Raw genomic sequence first — 16728 nt, 5'->3', positions numbered from 1 at the left:
CGGCGTCCCGGCCCGGGGAATGCCCGGGAGAATGCTTGGAGGAACGTACAGCCGGGACCGGGCCGCCGGCCTGCGCAAACCGCCAGTAGACTCTCACCACGTGACTGCTGTGTCTGCGAAGCCTCGCATCCCCAATGTCCTGGCCGGCCGCTACGCCTCCGCGGAGCTGGCCGTGCTGTGGTCCCCCGAGTACAAGGTCAAGCTGGAGCGGAAGCTGTGGCTCGCCGTGCTGCGCGCGCAGAAGGACCTGGGGGTGAAGGTCCCCGAGCAGGCGCTCGCCGACTACGAGCGGGTCCTGGAGACCGTCGACCTGGCCTCCATCGCCGAGCGCGAGAAGGTCACCCGGCACGACGTCAAGGCCCGCATCGAGGAGTTCAACGCCCTCGCCGGCCATGAGCAGGTCCACAAGGGCATGACCTCCCGCGACCTGACCGAGAACGTCGAGCAGCTGCAGGTGCGGCTGTCCCTGGAGCTGATGCGGGACCGTACGGTCGCCGTGCTGGCGCGCCTGGGCTCGCTGGCCGGCCAGCACGCCGAACTGGTGCTGGCGGGCCGCTCGCACAATGTCGCCGCGCAGACCACGACGCTGGGCAAGCGCTTCGCAACCGCTGCCGATGAGCTGCTGGTGGCGTACGGCCGCCTGGAGGACCTGCTCTCCCGCTACCCGCTGCGCGGTATCAAGGGCCCGGTCGGCACCGCTCAGGACATGCTCGACCTGCTCGGCGGTGACGCCGCCAAGCTCGCCGATCTGGAGCAGCGGATCGCCGCGCACCTCGGCTTCGGCCAGGCCTTCACCTCCGTCGGCCAGGTCTACCCGCGCTCGCTCGACTACGACGTGGTCACCTCGCTGGTGCAGCTGGCCGCCGCCCCGTCCTCGCTGGCCAAGACCATCCGGCTGATGGCCGGGCACGAGCTGGTCACCGAGGGCTTCAAGCCCGGCCAGGTCGGCTCCTCGGCGATGCCGCACAAGATGAACACCCGCTCCTGCGAGCGCGTCAACGGTCTGATGGTGATCCTGCGCGGCTACGCCTCGATGACCGGTGAGCTCTCCGGTGACCAGTGGAACGAGGGCGACGTGTCCTGCTCGGTGGTGCGCCGGGTCGCGCTGCCGGACGCGTTCTTCGCGCTGGACGGCCTGCTGGAGACGTTCCTGACCGTGCTCGACGAGTTCGGCGCCTTCCCCGCCGTCATCGCCCGCGAGCTGGACCGCTACCTGCCCTTCCTCGCCACCACCAAGGTGCTGATGGGTGCCGTACGCGCCGGGGTGGGCCGCGAGGAGGCACACGAGGCGATCAAGGAGAACGCGGTCGCATCGGCGCTGGCGATGCGCGAGCAGGGCGCGGAGCGCAACGAGCTGCTGGACAAGCTGGCCGCGGACGCGCGGATCCCGCTGGACAAGGCGCAGTTGGACGCCCTGATGGCGGACAAGCTCTCCTTCACCGGCGCGGCGGCCGACCAGGTGGCGTCCGTCGTCGCCCGGATCGAGGAGATCGCCAAGCAGCACCCGGAGGCCGCGGCCTACACGCCCGGCTCGATCCTCTGACCCGAGGACCCGTGCGCTTCACCCCCGAAGAGCTGGAAGCCGCTCGCGACCGCCTCGTCCCCGACGTGGCCGCGAGCGGCCTTCGCGTGCTCTTCTGCGGAATCAATCCCGGGCTGATGACGGCGGCCACCGGCCACCACTTCGCCCGCCCCGGCAACCGCTTCTGGCCGGCCCTGTACGCCGCCGGATTCACTCCGCGCCAGTTCCGGCCCGCCGAGCAGGAGGAACTGCTCGCCCACGGCCTCGGCATCACCAATGTCGTGGCCCGGGCGACCGCCAGGGCCGATGAGCTGACCGCCCGGGAGTACCGCGAGGGCGGCCGGCTGCTGGCCGAGAAGGTGGCCCGGCTGCGTCCGCGCTGGCTCGCCGTGGCCGGTGTCACGGCCTATCGCGTCGCCTTCGACGACAAGCACGCGAAGATCGGCCCGCAGGAGCGCACCCTCGGCGACACCCGCATCTGGGCACTGCCCAACCCGAGCGGGCTCAACGCCCATTGGACGCCGGCGACGCTGGCCGAGGAGTACGGCAGGCTGCGCGCCGCGGCGTTCGCGGCGGACGACGGCGCATAAGGTCGTCCCCCGTTCGGCCGTCGGCCACCTTGAAGGCATGTACATGCCTACCCGACGGCTCTACTCTGACGCCGCCCGCGCAGCCCCCACTCCCGTAGGGAGACCCCTGTGCCTGCCCTCTCCGCGTCCCCCTCCGCCGCAGCGTCCCCCTCCTCCTCCCGCATCCGCCGCTCCCGCCGCCGCAAAGTCACCGCACTCGCGGGGGCGTTCGCCCTCGCCGGCACCGGGCGTGCTCCTGCGACAGCGACGGGTCCTCTTGCACCGTCCGCGGACAACTTGCGTGCGCCGTCTGTGCGCTCCCCTGCACCCTTGTTTTCACGTGTGCGTGTCGGAAGGCTGCGTACAGCGCCCTTGTGGTCCCCTCCACATGAGCCGGGCGGATAGGACGCGGACGGGAGCGGTGATGCCAGCACCTGAAGATCGGACGTCCGCGAAGGAGCGGCGGGCGATATTCATTTCTTATCGACGTTCGGACTCGGCGCCGTGGACCGGACGACTCGCTGCCGACCTGCGGAGGTATTTCGGGAAGGAACGTGTCTATCTGGACATCGACTCGAACCTGCCCGCCCGGGACTACGTAGTGGAGTTGGAGCGGGCGTTACTCGCGTCTCGCGCGGTGATCGCGGTCTTAGGGCCTGACTGGCTGAGTAGCTCGAATGACCAGGGGCAGCGGCGGCTGGATGAGTCGGCCGACCTGGTACGCGTTGAGTTGGAGACCGCTCTCCGGCACGGCAAAGCTCTCATACCGGTGCTCGTCGGAGGGGCAGTGATGCCACCAGGGCATGAACTACCTCCCTCGCTCGAGACGCTTTCACGCCTGCAAGCCGTCAGACTCGCTGATTCGGACTGGCCATACGACTTCGGCCGGCTCCTGGAGACGCTTGAGGGGCACGGAGTATTTCCCGCCTCTGAAGCAGACACAGCTTCTCCCGGCGAGCCGAAGCTCCTGACCACCAGGCGCTACGAGCGCCGGTTGCAGGCTTCCCGGCGTCGGGCATTCGACGCACTGACGGGAGCCGTCGAGTTGCTGCGTTACCCAATCATTGAGGTGAGGCCGGAAGCTGCGATGGTGACCTTCAACGCTCGCCGCGGCGGCGCGGTTTCCGCGGAGGTGGTCGACGCCGATCCGGGTCATTCCACCGTGGTGTTGAAGCTGCCATCTGTCAAGACTGGGGCGGTTGCCGGCGTTTCTGTTGGGCTGGCGGTTCTTACCAACGGCGTCTCTCTGGCAGCCGTACCGGCCCTGTTGGCCTGGCAGCGGCGTTTCGCCGTCGGCTTTTTCAACAATGTTGAGGGCGTCTTGGAGGGGCGCGGGGTCGGCGAGGACTCTGCGCTGCTGCCGGGCGTCCATGCGTGGCGCAACAGGCACCGAGAAGCCTGAGAGCCGCCGTCCCTACCGAGCGAATGGGCGGCGTCGAACACGAAGGCCGGTGTCCCCGTTGAGATGGCGCTTCCTCAGGTTCGTCCGGGAGGTCGGTCTGCTGTTGGCCGCTCTGCTGTTCGTCCCTCCTCTCGCGTACGTCCTTCTCGACCAGCAGGCTGGGAGTGAGAAGGTGCTCGAATCGATCGCCGGGATCTGGGGTGTTACCGTCCTACCGGTTTTCGCCCTCGGCTTGGGTAGTGGCCTGCGGTGGTGGTTGCGGTACAAGCGGCTCCACGAGAGCCTGGACTGCGCCCAGGTCATCGACTCTGTACTCGCGTCGGATGCCTCGTACTGTCTGATGCTGCGGACATTCGGCGGCGATGGCAAAGTGCTACTCCCCACCCATCCCCAAATCGGCTTGTGGTCACCTGCCTTGACCTTGGAGCAGGTGACGGCGCGGGCTCTGTTGCGTCATCACGACATGGCGGCCTACACGTTGGTGGATGCCGCTGTGCGGTATTCGCCGCCTGGTCCGGTCTACCTGCGTTCACCTGACGAGGACTGGCAGGATCATGTTGCCGCACTAGTGGGGCAAGCCGCGCATATCGTCCTGCTGCTCGCGCCAGGGCGCGAGATGCGTCCCTCCCTCGCGTGGGAGATCGAGTTGATCCGCAGATGCGGCCTCCAGCACCGCGTGACGATTGCTTTCCCACCCTGTGGCAGGAAGGGCACATACGACCCGTCGCATCTGACCGCACGCAACAACGCTGAGCAGATCCTGGCGATGCTGGAGCTGACCTCCGTCGATGTACGGTCCGTGGCGAAATTGATGCACCATGCGTTGGTCGTGCGAATTTTGGAGGAAAAGGATGACCAGCGGCGGACCGTGCACGCGGTCAAGGTGTGGTCGACCGTCCTGACTCCTCGGGGCGTCATCGCAACGAAGCTGTACGACCGCGCTCTCGCGCAGAGTCTGATCGCGTCCCGCGCCCCCTAGGGACTGCTTGGTGTTACTGCCTTGTCGAGCCCGGTGGCCAGATGATGCGGACGTCCATACCTCGCTGCCGGGCATAGGTCACGATATCGGCGGTGCCGCCTTTTCCGCCCGCCGGTCTGCCGTCCCAGACTGCCAGCAGGATATCGCTCTGATCAGCTACCTCCTGCCCTGCGGCCAAATATGCGTCTTCACCAGCCGTAGAAAAGTCCAGCTCTGAGCGGGAGGTGGCAAGCTGGAGTAGAGAGTTGTAGACCGATCGCGTTTCGTTGCTTTGGAAGCTGTTTTCGTAATCTCTACTCGGGATGACAACATGCAACTGTCCTCCGCGGGCAAGCATGGCCAGCGCGAAAGCCTGATCTGCCCCCTCCGCGAGGCACGTCACCCCCAAGATTTCTTCCTTCATGTCGCTTAGCTCAGCCAGCATGACGTCCACGACATGCCGTCTTGTGGCGACGCTCAACGTCTGGTGTCCGGTACACCCGATGCGTTTCATAGCACCTTTCGTTTGGCCAGCTTCCAGAAGTACTGGGCCATGGGAGTCAAGTAAACCTCTCCGCTTTCCATGGCTACCCAGTAGTGATCACGTTGACCGTCCGTGGTGACAAGATTGGCGTTGCGCAGCCGTCCGAAATAGTCGAATTGCTGCTGTTTTGGAGTGCCTAAAGTTCCCGGAGGCAGAGGCCTCCCTTCGCCCTCGTGCTCTGGGCTCAGACGTACTCGACTGTCTGCCTCAGGAAAGTGTTCGGGCAACTTTCGCAGCATGGCGGCGTCCAGCCATGGCGGACCGATGCGCAGAACAACGGGCTCGGTCAGGTTCGCCTTGAAGACCGGGCGCTGCTGCCACGCGTCAAAGGCTGGGCTTATGTATCCGTAAAGGCTGAGCGCAGTGACCTTACCCAGGTGGTCGGTGGCTCCTCCTTCGAGTCCGTCAAGGAGGACGCGGGTAAAGGCGCCGTGTCCGTCTACCTCCTGCGATGTCTCGATTCCGCGGCTTGCGGCCAGGATGGTGACGTTCTCCCGCAGAATGCTCTTGTTCAGGCGGAAGTTCTCTGCAACGGCTGCGGCTTGCTGCCCTGGTGTATTTCCCAGATCTCCACTGAAGCAACAGTCGAGTATCAATGTGACACTGCGGGCAGGTGAATCGTTGGCCAGGGTGATCAGGTCATTCATCGATACGCCCAGCGTATGGTCTGTAGCGTCCTGGGTGACCAGATCAGCGCCCCAGAGCGTCTGCGCCCCGTGGCCGGCGAAGAAGAAGAGTAAATCCGTGTCACGAGCATTGGCGAACAGTTGGGTGAGGGCGTGACGCAGGCCGTCCCGCGTTACCTCAGGAACGCCCTCCTCTCCCGTGATCAATTGAGTGCGCCAGTTCGGGCTGCCATCAGCGTTGGCAGAAAGCAGCTTGTCGAGCGCTGTCGCATCTGCGACGCAACCCCCCAGGGATTGACCGTCCGGGTAGTGGTCAATGCCTACGATGATGGCCCGCTTCACGCGTTCTTGCCCTCGCCCATCATTTGCCGCACCGCCAGAGCGATGAGTTCCCACTTCCATGCGATGGTGCGGTTCCGCGGCAGGCCGACGGGCAGTGGGCTGCTGGGTCCGGCGCCGTCGACATAGACGCCGAAGGCGGGGACCAGCAGTTCCTTGGCCATGGCGATCTCCTTGGCCACACCCGTGGCGGTCGCCATGTGCCGGCCCACCAGAACGATGCACATGCGGGTGTTTGCGATCTTCTTCTTGATGAGGGCTTCCCACTGGCTTTGGGGCAGCGAGGTCTTGCTCGACCAGTCTTCGACGGTGAACGGCGCGGGTGAGTCGCTCACCGCCTGGCCTGCGAACATCTTCTTCTGAAGCTCGTTGTGATCAAAGTCGAAGCTGAGGAACGCGCGCGGATTTACCATCGTCTTCCTTGCTCCCGAGCAGGACCGGTGGAGCCTCACACTAGGCGACAGGTCTGGCAGCGCGGTGGCGTTTTGTGACTTTGAGCTGCCCGGGGGAACCGCTGGCTTCCAGGCGCGATACGCGGCTTCCACGTTTCGGCCTCGCCCCTCGATGGGGCATTTGCAGCTCTGTAGGCTCTTCGCAGGGAAGGTCCTGAGCGTTGTCGCGGCAATCGCCAGGACGTGTATGTCCGGGAAGGATGCGCCATGGTTGATTCGCCCAATACGCCCGGTTCAGGCGGCCAACCGCAGACGAAGCCATCGGGTTCATCCGATACGCGTGGTCACAAACCTATGAGGCAGCCGGGGCGGACCCCTGCGTCGCCGCCTCCCCCGCCTCCTGCTCAGGGTCGGGGTAACTGACGAACATGGTCACGATCCGGCGGGCCGAGATGCATGCCGCCCCCCATGGGAAGTGCTGTACCTCGGTCGCGCCGGGCGCGCGATACTTCAACGGTTCCACCAGCACCAGGTCCCTGTCTGGGGAGTCGTCTGAGCTGACGTTGAACGACGCCTGCCGCCCCTCGATGTAGGAGCCATCTTCCAGCACGCAGCCGACGATGGGGTCTTCTCCGGGGTACCAGCGGTCGAACATGACCCACCATGCCGACGTGACGGATGCATGGGGCCGCTTACCTGTGAGGGCTGCGGCCGCGGCCGCCAGAGCGCATGAGAACAGCAATAGACCGCCAGCCCACCAGCCAAGTTGGACATATTGATCGCGCGCGTAGCTACCGCCTTCGCGCACGAGGCGACCGACGTCTGGCGTCAGACTGGGCATGAGGCCGCGCGCTGCCGCGAAAAGCGCGAGTGTCACCAGTTCGGTGAGAACGCTGCAGAACACCACGGTTCCGGTCTCCCGGAAGGGCGTAGGCCGACGCTCGCTTCCCTGACGCTCGCGGACGACGACGAACGTCAGCCCTGGCAGTAGCAGGACGACCAGCAGCATGAGACCGGTGAACGTAGTGGGCACGGCGGGTCCTTCCTGCCGTAGACGAACAACGACAGTCGGCCACCGTACAAGCTTCCATGTGCGGTGAGGACTGTCACTGGGAGAGGCGACTGCCATCAAATGGTGCCGTCAAAACGGCCCGGACCATGATCGGTCGGGGCCGTTTGCGCTGGTGCCCCGGCAGGATTCGAACCTGCGACACCCGCTTTGGGGGAGAGGCTGGGGAATCTGCGGGCTGAGCTGGGGCTTCGCCAGCCGAGGAAGCAGGCGGCTACTCGACCGCGGGCACCGGTGTTGACCGGGCTGACCCCTGCATCTGGCACGGTTGTGGCACGAACCCCAGCCGACGACAGTCGGCTACGACGGCGGGTGCGCCGATCGATCAGGCGCACCTGTGGCTCGCTGCACCCCCCAGTGTGGATACGTTCATTTACCACCTTCGTGCGGTGTCGGCTTACTTGTTTCATGTCGATGTCCGAGCAAGAGCCCCACTCCGGTGTGACGCGCTACGTGTTACGACGCTCAGGAGGCACCGGGGTGCGATACGCCATCGTGATCTTTGTCGCTTTCTGCGCCCTTTTCAGGGGGTTCGCCTCCGTCGGACGGGTGTTCGACGGAGGGTTTCACTGGAGGATGGTGCTCTGCTCTCTCGCCTGGTTCGCCCTCGCCGCGTTCGGGCTGTCGGCGGCCGGGCCGATCGGGCGGACCTTCGCGATGCGTATCCAACCCGTCCTGGGCTTGCCGGCGGACCTCCCGACCATGACATTCGTCCTGTTCCTGCGCTCTTTCGGGATCGACCGGGAACTCGCCGATCCGAGGAGGGCGTTGGGCGCGAGATTCTGGCTGTCGAACGGGGAAATCCTGGGCCATAACGTCGACAACGCCGCGGCCACCGAAGAAGAGAAGGTCGCTCGCTTCTTCCGCCGCTTCGGCAAATTGTTTACGATCGGCCACCCCGGCGACAAATACCCGTTACTCGGTATTGATCGGTCCTACCTCAAAACGGATGACAAAACGGATGAATGGAAATCCGAGGTGAGCGAACTGATCCGACGTGCACGCCTGGTTCTCCTGGTGGCCGGAATCTCGCATGAAAAGGAATCCGCACAGGGCACGCTATGGGAGTTCATGGAGGCCGTGAAGACCCTGCCGCCGGCCCGTCTGCTCCTTCTGGTGTGCACGGGACCGGACGAGTACCACCGATTCCGCGACGCCGCCGGGGAATATTTCGCCGAGCGGGGTGAGGAGTTGCGCCGGGAAGGGGGGGCGTCGTCACGTATGCCGGCACTGCCGGACTATCCGCCCCTGCGGTCGCCGCGGCTGCGGAGAGGGCGACATCCGCTGCGCGGGGTGATCAGGTTCGCCGACGACTGGACCCCGGAGTTCGTGCTGTTCGACCCGACCGTCGAGCGCGGCCGGACCGCTCGGCGCAGATGGCGCGCCACGGTCAGGGCGCAGGTGGACCCACTCCTGGGGCGGCTGGAGGAACGACTGCCGGGCCAGGCCGTGCAGCCTGACACCTTTCGCCGCGGATTCGTACTGGCCTTGGCCGCGATGGCCGCTTCGCCGATCACGGTGCCGATCTACGTCATGAGACATGCTCCGGTCACCGTGCGCGGCGCGGTCCTCGTCCTTGCGGTGCTGTTCGCTGTGGGATTCATCCGGACATTCGTGTCGCTGGAGCGAAACAGAGTCGCGCACGATGTCAGGGTTCTGGTGACTCCCGAGGAGTAGAGAACATACCATGCCGGGTACTCGGCCCAGTCTTGGCTGGAGAAATTGAGTGGCGAATTCGCCTTCTTCGCCGCCGACATCTTTTTCTGCGTCTTCTGGGGCGCGCTGTGCGGCACGCTCGCCCAGGTTGTCGTCTTGCATCGAATGCAGCACGTCGATGACCGCTATGCGGTGGTCGGCGCTGCATTGGGCGGCCTGTTCGGATTCTTTCGGCAGTTGAGGAGGAGCTCCTATCGTGTCCATCGCGCGTTACGATCCAAGCCGGTGCAGCTCAGGTCCGCCATTGTCGCCGCCCTCCTCTGGCTCAGCGTCCTGGGCGCCGCGGGCGGCGGTCTGATTATTACTCGTGTCAGCCATCATGCCTATATCGGCATTTATGCTGCGGTGCTGATCGGCGTGCCCTGCATCTCTCTGTGGACGAAGCTCCGCATGCCGCACGCCCCGGCACCCTGACTCCCGGTAGCCAGGTCTGCGCCCCGGGGAGCCGTGCCGCCTACCTGGACTTATGTACGCCCCTCGCCATCACGTGTACTTCGCCATGATGGGGACTGCATCGGCTTCGTCTTGGCCTGGGGGGTCGTGCGCATCTGGTCCGTCCCCGCCGCCGTGGGCATGTGTGTTGTGGCCATGATCATCCCCCCGGCTTGCCGCGATGGTCGCCAACCGCCGGGGTCGGCCGGATGCTCGCTCCGGCCCCGGCCGAGCGGCGCATCCAACCCGTCGATGTACGGGATGTAGCCCGCTTCGCTCTTGATCAGGCGGCGGGCTCCACGTCCGGCGCGTACAACGTTGCCCACGCTGAGGGCATCACATTCGAAAACTTCGTGACGGCGTGCCTGGAGGTGACCGGAGGCACGGGGCGCCCGGTGTGGACGCCTGCGAGCCGCTTGGTCGAGCACAACGTCCGGCAGTGGACAGAGCTGCCCCTGTGGCGCACGCACGCAGGGGTGTGGGCTGTGGACTCGGCCAAGGCCGTTGCAGCAGGTCTGCGGTGCCGGCCGGTGCGCGAGACCATCTCGGACACTTGGGCGTGGCTGCGTGCGGACGGCCGGCCTGTTGCTCATCCGCGCTGGGCGAATCACGGAATCGCCCCCGAGAAGGAGGCGAAGATCCTCACTTCCGGGGCCGATCGACCTCAGTGAAGCGGATCAGCCCTTCAGGGCGGCCAATGGCCCCGCGCCGGGCCCGAGTTGGTGGGTATCGGATATGCGGGTGAAGTCCTCGATTCGCTCAGCCACTTCGATTGCCTGAGGAGCGGTCCTGTACGGGGTGGCGGTCAACGCTCGGCGGACTCGTGCGGTGCGGGCCAGGATGCCGGGTGATCGCTGCCCCCGCGGGACGTCCCACATGGGGTTCAGGGCCGCGATAGCGCCATCCAGGTCACCGCGGAGGAGCCGCGCCATGGCCAGGTCAGTGGCGGCGCCGCCGACAATCTTGACGGCCCGGCCGGCTGCCGGCCTGGCTGCCGCAAGCTCCAAGGATCGCTTGGCTGCGGCTTCTGCCCCTTCAGCGTCTCCTATGAGCAGGCAGGTTGAGCTGTTCGACATGGCTAGCCGTTCGGCGCTGAACCCGAACTCGCCTGCTACTTCGTCATGCAGATCATCGGTCAGGCCCGGTCCCTCGTGTCGTGTGACGTCCAGCGCCCTGCGCGCGGAGAGAGCATCGCCTACGTACCCGAGCGCGCGGGCTTCGATGGCTGCCAGGCGCCGGCGAGCGACGTCGCCGAGGCCGGTGAAGGCTTGGGCGCGTCGTGCGAACCTGGCGCCCTCTGCCGGCTGGTTTTGGTAGTAGGCGATGTAGGCGAGGGTGCCTCCGGCGAACGCTTGCAGCGGGTCGAATCGAGCAGTTTCTCCGTACAGCGCGGCGGCACGGGAAAGGCGGCGCGCGCTGCCGAGGGCACCGAGGTCGAAGGCGGCCGTTGCGAGGAGTGCGCATGCCTGGCCCGCGAGGATGAGGAGCTGCTGCTTCTGCGCGGGCACCTGTGTACGGTCCCGCTCCGATTCGGCTTCCTCTCGAAGCTCCTTCGCCCAAGCGTTATCTATAGCTGTCAAGTCTTGGCCCAGGTAGAGGCGCTGTGAAGCGTTGAGGGACATTAGGCACGTTCTTACGCGACGGACGGAGACGGACAGCCGCCCCGCGCACGTCGGGGGTCGCAAGCGCAGGGGCGGCCTGATCGGGGGGTCAGCGAAGGGCCTGGGCTATGTGCTGCCGCGGTGCTGTCGCTGATGCTGTGGGCATCGCGCCAGGCGGCGTCGGTGACCTCTTCGTTTGGAGCTGGCGGACGTCGGCGTCGGTGCAGAAGAGGAACCGGAAGTCGAAGTGTTGGTGGTTCGTCTCGCCCTTGGCGTTCGTTCGCGTCGACGGGGTGAAGGTCGATGTGGATCGGCTTGTCGCTCAGCGGGGTGACGGTGCTGCTGGGGATGCCGGTCTCCTCGGCGAGCTCGCGCAGGGCGGCTTCCAGGAGGGTGCTGTCCGAGGATTCCAGGTGGCCGCCGTTAGGAACAGTTCACGCCGTGGCGGCGGTCGTAGACCGTGTCGGCCTCGGCATCACCAATGTCGTGGCCCGGGCGACCGCCAGGGCCGATGAGCTGACCGCCCGGGAGTACCGCGAGGGCGGCCGGCTGCTGGCCGAGAAGGTGGCCCGGCTGCGTCCGCGCTGGCTCGCCGTGGCCGGTGTCACGGCCTATCGCGTCGCCTTCGACGACAAGCACGCGAAGATCGGCCCGCAGGAGCGCACCCTCGGCGACACCCGCATCTGGGCACTGCCCAACCCGAGCGGGCTCAACGCCCATTGGACACCGGCGACGCTGGCCGAGGAGTACGGCAGGCTGCGCGCCGCGGCGTTCGCGGCGGACGACGGCGCATAAGGTCGTCCCCCGTTCGGCCGTCGGCCACCTTGAAGGCATGTACATGCCTACCCGACGGCTCTACTCTGACGCCGCCCGCGCAGCCCTCCCCCCTTGTACGGAGACTCCCGTGCTCGCTACGCCCGCGTCACCTTCCCCCGCCGACTCCCCCGCCTCCCACCGCGGCCGACGCTCGGGCCGCCGCAAAATCACCGCCCTCGCCGGAGCTTTCACCCTCGCCACCACCGGTCTCGGCGTCTGGGCCGGCAACGGCTTCGGTGCCCAGCCGGCCGCGGCCGCGACCGCCGTGCCCACCCCCGACCACGTGGTCGTGGTCGTCTTCGAGAACCACGCCTACGACCAGGTGATGGGCAGCTCCAGCGCCCCCTACATCAACTCCCTGACCTCCGGCGGCGCAAGCCTGACCGCGTCCTACGCCGAGACCCACCCCAGCCAGCCCAACTACTACGCCCTCTTCTCCGGCGACACCCAGGGCGTCACCGACGACAGCTGCGTCGACCCGGGTTTCAGCAGCGCCCCCAACCTCGCCTCCGAGGTGACGGCGGCCGGCAAGTCCTGGGCGAGCTACAACGAGTCGCTGCCGGCCGAGAGCTCGACCACCTGCAAGAGCGGCAACTACGCACAGAAGCACAACCCGTGGTTCGGCTTCAGCAACGTCTCCACCAACTCGGCCCACACCTTCGACGCCTTCCCCATCGACTTCTCGAAGCTGCCGACCGTGTCCTTCGTCGTGCCGAACCTGTGCAGCGATATGCACGACTGCTCGGTCTCCACCGGCGACACCTGGCTCAAGGACCACCTCAAGAGCTATGCGGACTGGGCCAAGACCCACAACAGCCTGCTGCTGCTCACCTTCGACGAGGACAACCGGCTCAGCGGCAACCGGATCCCGACCGTGCTGTACGGCCAGCCCGTGCAGCCGGGCTCCACCTCGGCCACCACCTACAACCACTACGACGTGCTGCGCACCCTGGAGGACATGTACGGCACCTCGCACGCGGGCCACGCCGCCGATGCCAAGGACATCGACGGAATCTGGGCCGGCTGACCCGTGTATCTCACAGACGGCCGCCCGGCATCCTCCACCTCGGGAACGCCGGGCGGCCGGCGCACCGGCAGAATCCGCCGCGGCGGAGCCGCCGTACCCTCCACGGTGCTGGTCCTGGGCACCGTCAGCCTCATCACGGACATCTCCTCGGAGATGGTCACCGCCGTGCTCCCGCTCTACCTCGTCGCCGAACTCGGCCTGTCCCCTTGGGGGTTCGGGGTGCTGGACGGGGTCTACAACGGGGTGAGCGCGCTGGTCCGGCTGGTGGGGGGCCGGTTGTCGGACCGGGGCGGGGGTGGCGGCCACAAGACGGTGGCCGCGGTGGGGTACGGGCTCTCCGCGCTGTGCAAACCCCTGTTGCTGATGGTGCACTCGTTGCCGTTGATCGGGGCGGTGCTGGCGGTGGACCGTACCGGCAAGGGGCTGCGGACCGCGCCGCGGGACGCAATGATCTCCCTGGCCGCCGAACCGGCCGTCCGGGGGCGGGCGTTCGGGGTGCACCGGGCCATGGACACGGCAGGCGCGCTGTGCGGGCCGCTGGTGGCGTTCGTGCTGCTGCGGGTGGCGGCGGAGGGATACGACGCGGTCTTCACGGTCAGCTTCTGTGTGGCCGTGCTGGGTGTGGTGGTCCTTTTGCTGTTCGTCCCGCGCCGCCTCCCGGATGCCGCGCAGGCCACCGCCGAACGGGCCCCGGCCGCGCCCCGGACGCCGGTGCGCGCCCTGCTGGCACGGCCGGAGGTGCGCCGGCTGACCGGGTGTGCGGTGCTGCTGGGGCTGACCACCGTCAGCGACTCCTTCCTGTACCTGACCCTGCAGCGGCGGCTCGATCTGCCGACGGGCTGGTTCCCGCTGCTTCCGCTGGGCACGGCCGCGGCGTTCTTGCTGCTGGCGGTGCCGTTGGGGGCCGTCGCCGACCGGATCGGCCGCCGGCGGCTGTTCCTTGGCGGGCATCTGGCGCTGCTGGGCGCCTACGGGCTGCTGCTGGTGCCGTCGGCCGGCGGGGCGGCCCTGGTCGGTGCCGTGCTGGTGCTGCACGGCTCGTTCTATGCGGCGACCGACGGAGTGCTGGCGGCGGCGACCGCCGATGCGGTGCCCGAGGAGGCCCGCGGCAGCGGTCTGGCCGTGGTGCAGACCGGCCAGACCGCCGCCCGGTTCGTCTGCTCCCTCGCCTTCGGCGCCGCCTGGACGGCCTGGGGTGACCGCACCGCCGTCCTGACCGCCGTCATCGGCCTGGCGCTCGCCGCGGCCGTCAGCACCTTCCTCCTGCGCCGTGCCGTCCCGGCGCCGGCCTCGGACTCCCCCGCAAAGGACGCACGGTGAGCCGTATCCCCTGGAGCCGTACTCCCCTGAGCCGCGGCGCACGCCTGTCCCTCCTGCTCGTCACCGTGCTCGTGCTCGGCGGGGTCGCCGTCGGCGCGACGCTGCACGCCGCGGGGCGCGCCGCCCGCAAGGAGCACACCCAGGCGGGCGGCCCCGCGGTGGCCTCCGGAGCCGTCCGCCTGGACGACCCGCACCGCAGCCTCTTCCGCACCATGGCCTGGGGCCCGCACCGCGACGAGATCACCGCGGTCCCGGCCGGCCGGCTCACCGGTCCGCGCACCGCATCCGGCGTCCGCTGCCTGCGCTTCCACGCGGCCGCCGGCACCGGCCTCTGCCTCCAGGCGGTCCACGGCACGCTCCGCGACACCTACCGGGCCGTGATCCTCGACAAGCGCCTGCGCCCGCTGCGCCACTACGGCCTGGCCGGCACCCCCACCCGCGCCCGGGTCTCCCCCAGCGGCCGTACCGTCGCCTGGACGGTCTTCGTCAGCGGGGACTCCTACGCGGGTACCGCCTTCTCCACCCGCACCTCCGTCGTCGACACCCGCGGCCGGCGGCTGGACGCCAACCTGGAGGCCTATGCCCTGACCGTCGACGGGCGGCCGGTGCACGCGGCCGATGTGAACGTCTGGGGCGTCACCTTCGCCGACGACACCCACTTCTACGCCACCGCCGCCACGGCCGGAAGGACCTACCTCGTCCGCGGCAACCGCACCACCCGCATCCTCCAGGCCCTGCACCCCAACGTCGAATGCCCCTCGCTCTCCCCCGACGGCACCAAGCTCGCGTACAAGAAGCGCGTCAAGGGCGCCGACCCCAACGCTCCGTGGCGTTTGTACGTCCTCGATCTGCGCACCTTGCACGAGAGGGCGACCGGCGAACACCGCAACGTCGACGACCAGGCCGTCTGGCGCGACGACCACACTCTCGTCTACTCCCTGCCGGGCGACTTCGGCTCGGACCTGTGGACCGTCCCCGCCGACGGCACCGGCGCGCCGCACCGGCTCGTCACCGCGGCGCTCGCCCCCGTCTTCCCCCGCTGACACCGCAGCACGGTATCCGCGTCCGCAGCCGCGTCACCTCCCTTCCCCCACCGCCACCAGCAGTTGGAAGGGCAGTTCCCAGTCGCCCTGCCCCACGCCCACCCCGATCCACCGGCCCCGCACCCGCCAGCCGTGCATCCGCGGGACATATCCGCACAGCGTGTCCAGCGGCGGCGGGACGGGCAGGCCCCTCGCCGACCGTTCCAAGTGGACGGCGAGGTCGAGCGTTTCGGGCGGGCCCCACCGTAACGACAGTGCCCGCACCAGCACCGTCAGCTCGGCCTCGAACTCCTCCGCGGCCTCGGCCACCTCGGCGAGGTCCGCGTCCCAGAAATCCTGGCTGACCCGCAGACCGGCTATGTGGAATCCCGGCCCGCTCTCGACCGTGGCGGACCGGGCCCGGACGGCGGGGAAATCCCGGAGCCGCAACCGGTCGATGGTGGCCAGATACGTGTCAGTGGTCATGCCGTCAGTAAACCGCCCGGGTCTGACAATTGACTCTGCCGCGCCGTGCGGCCCGCGGTGGGGCGCCCCGGCGGGAGCGCCGGTGCGGGGGTCATGTCGCCGCCGTAAGACCGTTGATCATGCGGTCGAGAAGGCGGTCGAAAGCGGCTTGCGGGGCCGGGTCGTTGCCCGTCGCCTCCAGCGCGTCGGCGAGATGGGGAAGGCTGTCGGCGGCGGCAGCGGACTTGAGGTAGCGGGCCTGGGCATCGAGGAGTTCGCCGGAGGTGCGGCCGGCCGCCTCGACCGCCCGCTCCTGGGCGAGTTCGTACAGGACGTGGCTGGCCACGAAGCCGGTGAGCAGGCTGAAGGTCTCCAGCCTCGCCCGGGCATCGAGGCCGGCGGGGGCGAGGGCGGCGAGGGTGTACTCCCATACGGCGAGGGTGTTCGGGCCGAGCGTCTGCTGCGCGGGCAGGGCGCCCGGCAGCCAGGGGTGGCGGTGCATGATCGCGCGCTGCTCGTGGGCGATCCGCCGGAGGTCGGCGCGCCAGTCGCCGGAGGGCTCGGGCGGCAGCCGGTGGTCGCCGCCGACCTGGTCGATCATGAGCTCCAGCAGCGTCTCCTTGTTGGGGACATAGCTGTAGAGGGACATCGTTCCCGCTCCGATCCGGCCCGCGACCGCGCGCATCGTGACCGCGGCGAGCCCTTCGGCGTCGGCGAGGGCAACGGCCTCGGCGGTGATCGCGGCGCGGTCGTGCGCCGGGGGCCTGCCCCGTCGCGGGCGTTCGGCGCGCGACCAGAGCAACTCGGGATCCACACCGGCACGACGCCCTGACGAGCCTCCTGTACGGGCCACGGCAACCTCTCCTCTGTCCTGGTGCCATCCCACCACACGCTATTCTCGTACAACG

General features: G+C 67.9%; 17 protein-coding genes, 1 tRNA gene and 2 pseudogenes. 11 read left to right on the top strand and 9 right to left on the bottom strand.

The features are described from left to right. The first annotated feature begins 109 nt into the window (after positions 1-109). The 4 genes from purB to ABZ851_RS12605 all read left to right on the top strand — a co-directional run bounded on the left by purB (position 110) and on the right by ABZ851_RS12605 (position 4472). Positions 110-1543 carry an adenylosuccinate lyase gene (purB, locus tag ABZ851_RS12620; RefSeq protein ID WP_361126230.1) on the top strand — a complete coding sequence of 478 codons (1434 nt, stop codon included), beginning with the start codon at positions 110-112 and terminating at the stop codon, positions 1541-1543. 11 nt (positions 1544-1554) lie between these two features. Beyond that, a complete protein-coding gene (gene mug, locus ABZ851_RS12615) occupies positions 1555-2112 on the top strand; it encodes a G/U mismatch-specific DNA glycosylase (RefSeq protein WP_336049628.1) in 558 nt (185 codons plus the stop codon). Positions 2113-2515: 403 nt separating this feature from the next. Continuing rightward, positions 2516-3493 (top strand): toll/interleukin-1 receptor domain-containing protein, encoded by a 978-nt coding sequence (locus ABZ851_RS12610; RefSeq protein WP_361125353.1) that lies wholly within the window; start codon positions 2516-2518, stop codon positions 3491-3493. A 103-nt stretch (positions 3494-3596) separates the two neighbouring features. Next, a complete protein-coding gene (locus ABZ851_RS12605) occupies positions 3597-4472 on the top strand; it encodes a hypothetical protein (protein WP_361125351.1) in 876 nt (291 codons plus the stop codon). 13 nt (positions 4473-4485) lie between these two features. Here ABZ851_RS12605 and ABZ851_RS12600 read toward each other — a convergent pair whose 3' ends face one another. The 5 genes from ABZ851_RS12600 to ABZ851_RS12580 all read right to left on the bottom strand — a co-directional run bounded on the left by ABZ851_RS12600 (position 4486) and on the right by ABZ851_RS12580 (position 7611). Beyond that, positions 4486-4905 carry a hypothetical protein gene (locus tag ABZ851_RS12600; RefSeq protein WP_361125349.1) on the bottom strand — a complete coding sequence of 140 codons (420 nt, stop codon included), beginning with the start codon at positions 4903-4905 and terminating at the stop codon, positions 4486-4488. A gap of 56 nt (positions 4906-4961) precedes the next feature. After that, complete coding sequence (locus tag ABZ851_RS12595; RefSeq protein ID WP_361125347.1) at positions 4962-5963, bottom strand: caspase family protein; 1002 nt, start codon at positions 5961-5963, stop codon at positions 4962-4964. Further along, complete coding sequence (locus tag ABZ851_RS12590) at positions 5960-6373, bottom strand: TIR domain-containing protein (protein ID WP_361125345.1); 414 nt, start codon at positions 6371-6373, stop codon at positions 5960-5962. Before ABZ851_RS12590 ends, ABZ851_RS12595 begins: the two co-directional genes overlap by 4 nt. A gap of 331 nt (positions 6374-6704) precedes the next feature. Next, the gene (locus ABZ851_RS12585) at positions 6705-7385 is read right to left on the bottom strand and encodes a DUF6338 family protein (RefSeq protein WP_361125343.1); all 681 of its coding nucleotides are present in this window, start codon (positions 7383-7385) and stop codon (positions 6705-6707) included. Positions 7386-7534: 149 nt separating this feature from the next. Beyond that, a tRNA-OTHER gene (locus tag ABZ851_RS12580) sits at positions 7535-7611 on the bottom strand. Between the two features lie 290 nt (positions 7612-7901). Between ABZ851_RS12580 and ABZ851_RS12575 the strand changes: the two genes are divergently transcribed. From ABZ851_RS12575 to ABZ851_RS12565, 3 genes and pseudogenes are all read left to right on the top strand, one after another. Continuing rightward, positions 7902-9098 (top strand): hypothetical protein, encoded by a 1197-nt coding sequence (locus ABZ851_RS12575; RefSeq protein ID WP_361125341.1) that lies wholly within the window; start codon positions 7902-7904, stop codon positions 9096-9098. A 45-nt stretch (positions 9099-9143) separates the two neighbouring features. Next, a complete protein-coding gene (locus ABZ851_RS12570; protein WP_361125339.1) occupies positions 9144-9551 on the top strand; it encodes a hypothetical protein in 408 nt (135 codons plus the stop codon). 52 nt (positions 9552-9603) lie between these two features. Beyond that, a pseudogene (locus ABZ851_RS12565) lies at positions 9604-9771 on the top strand (DUF3099 domain-containing protein); the annotation flags it as partial. 475 nt (positions 9772-10246) lie between these two features. Here the strand turns inward: ABZ851_RS12565 and ABZ851_RS12560 are convergent. Further along, the gene (locus tag ABZ851_RS12560) at positions 10247-11077 is read right to left on the bottom strand and encodes a DNA-binding protein (protein ID WP_361125337.1); all 831 of its coding nucleotides are present in this window, start codon (positions 11075-11077) and stop codon (positions 10247-10249) included. Between the two features lie 125 nt (positions 11078-11202). Then, the gene (locus tag ABZ851_RS12555) at positions 11203-11547 is read right to left on the bottom strand and encodes a hypothetical protein (protein ID WP_361126227.1); all 345 of its coding nucleotides are present in this window, start codon (positions 11545-11547) and stop codon (positions 11203-11205) included. Positions 11548-11635: 88 nt separating this feature from the next. Between ABZ851_RS12555 and ABZ851_RS12550 the strand changes: the two are divergent. From ABZ851_RS12550 to ABZ851_RS12535, 4 genes and pseudogenes are all read left to right on the top strand, one after another. Further along, positions 11636-11965, top strand: a pseudogene (locus ABZ851_RS12550) (mismatch-specific DNA-glycosylase); the annotation flags it as partial. A gap of 187 nt (positions 11966-12152) precedes the next feature. Further along, positions 12153-13013, top strand: a complete 861-nt coding sequence (locus ABZ851_RS12545; protein ID WP_361126224.1) for an alkaline phosphatase family protein — start codon at positions 12153-12155, stop codon at positions 13011-13013. Between the two features lie 3 nt (positions 13014-13016). Then, a complete protein-coding gene (locus ABZ851_RS12540; protein WP_361125335.1) occupies positions 13017-14333 on the top strand; it encodes an MFS transporter in 1317 nt (438 codons plus the stop codon). Positions 14334-14359: 26 nt separating this feature from the next. Next, positions 14360-15376 (top strand): TolB-like translocation protein, encoded by a 1017-nt coding sequence (locus ABZ851_RS12535; protein ID WP_361126222.1) that lies wholly within the window; start codon positions 14360-14362, stop codon positions 15374-15376. Between the two features lie 33 nt (positions 15377-15409). On the opposite strand, the gene ABZ851_RS12530 is transcribed toward ABZ851_RS12535, so the two are convergent. Together ABZ851_RS12530 and ABZ851_RS12525 are read right to left on the bottom strand one after the other, a co-directional pair. Continuing rightward, positions 15410-15841, bottom strand: coding sequence for a hypothetical protein (locus tag ABZ851_RS12530; RefSeq protein WP_361125333.1), 432 nt, complete (start codon positions 15839-15841; stop codon positions 15410-15412). 91 nt (positions 15842-15932) lie between these two features. Beyond that, a complete protein-coding gene (locus tag ABZ851_RS12525; protein WP_361126219.1) occupies positions 15933-16634 on the bottom strand; it encodes a TetR/AcrR family transcriptional regulator in 702 nt (233 codons plus the stop codon). Positions 16635-16728: the final 94 nt, after the last annotated feature.

The sequence above is a fragment of the Streptomyces sp. NPDC047049 genome (genome assembly GCF_040643995.1).
In the GTDB taxonomy this organism is placed as follows: domain Bacteria; phylum Actinomycetota; class Actinomycetes; order Streptomycetales; family Streptomycetaceae; genus Streptomyces; species Streptomyces mooreae.
Note: the sequence above shows the minus strand (reverse complement) of the source record. Positions and strands in the feature narration are given on the sequence as shown.

Coding starts and splice junctions, on each gene's coding strand:
- ABZ851_RS12610 (WP_361125353.1), top strand. CDS start 2,516: ATGCCAGCACCTGAAGATCGGACGTCCGCGAAGGAGCGGCGGGCGATA.
- ABZ851_RS12590 (WP_361125345.1), bottom strand. CDS start 6,373: ATGGTAAATCCGCGCGCGTTCCTCAGCTTCGACTTTGATCACAACGAG.
- ABZ851_RS12530 (WP_361125333.1), bottom strand. CDS start 15,841: ATGACCACTGACACGTATCTGGCCACCATCGACCGGTTGCGGCTCCGG.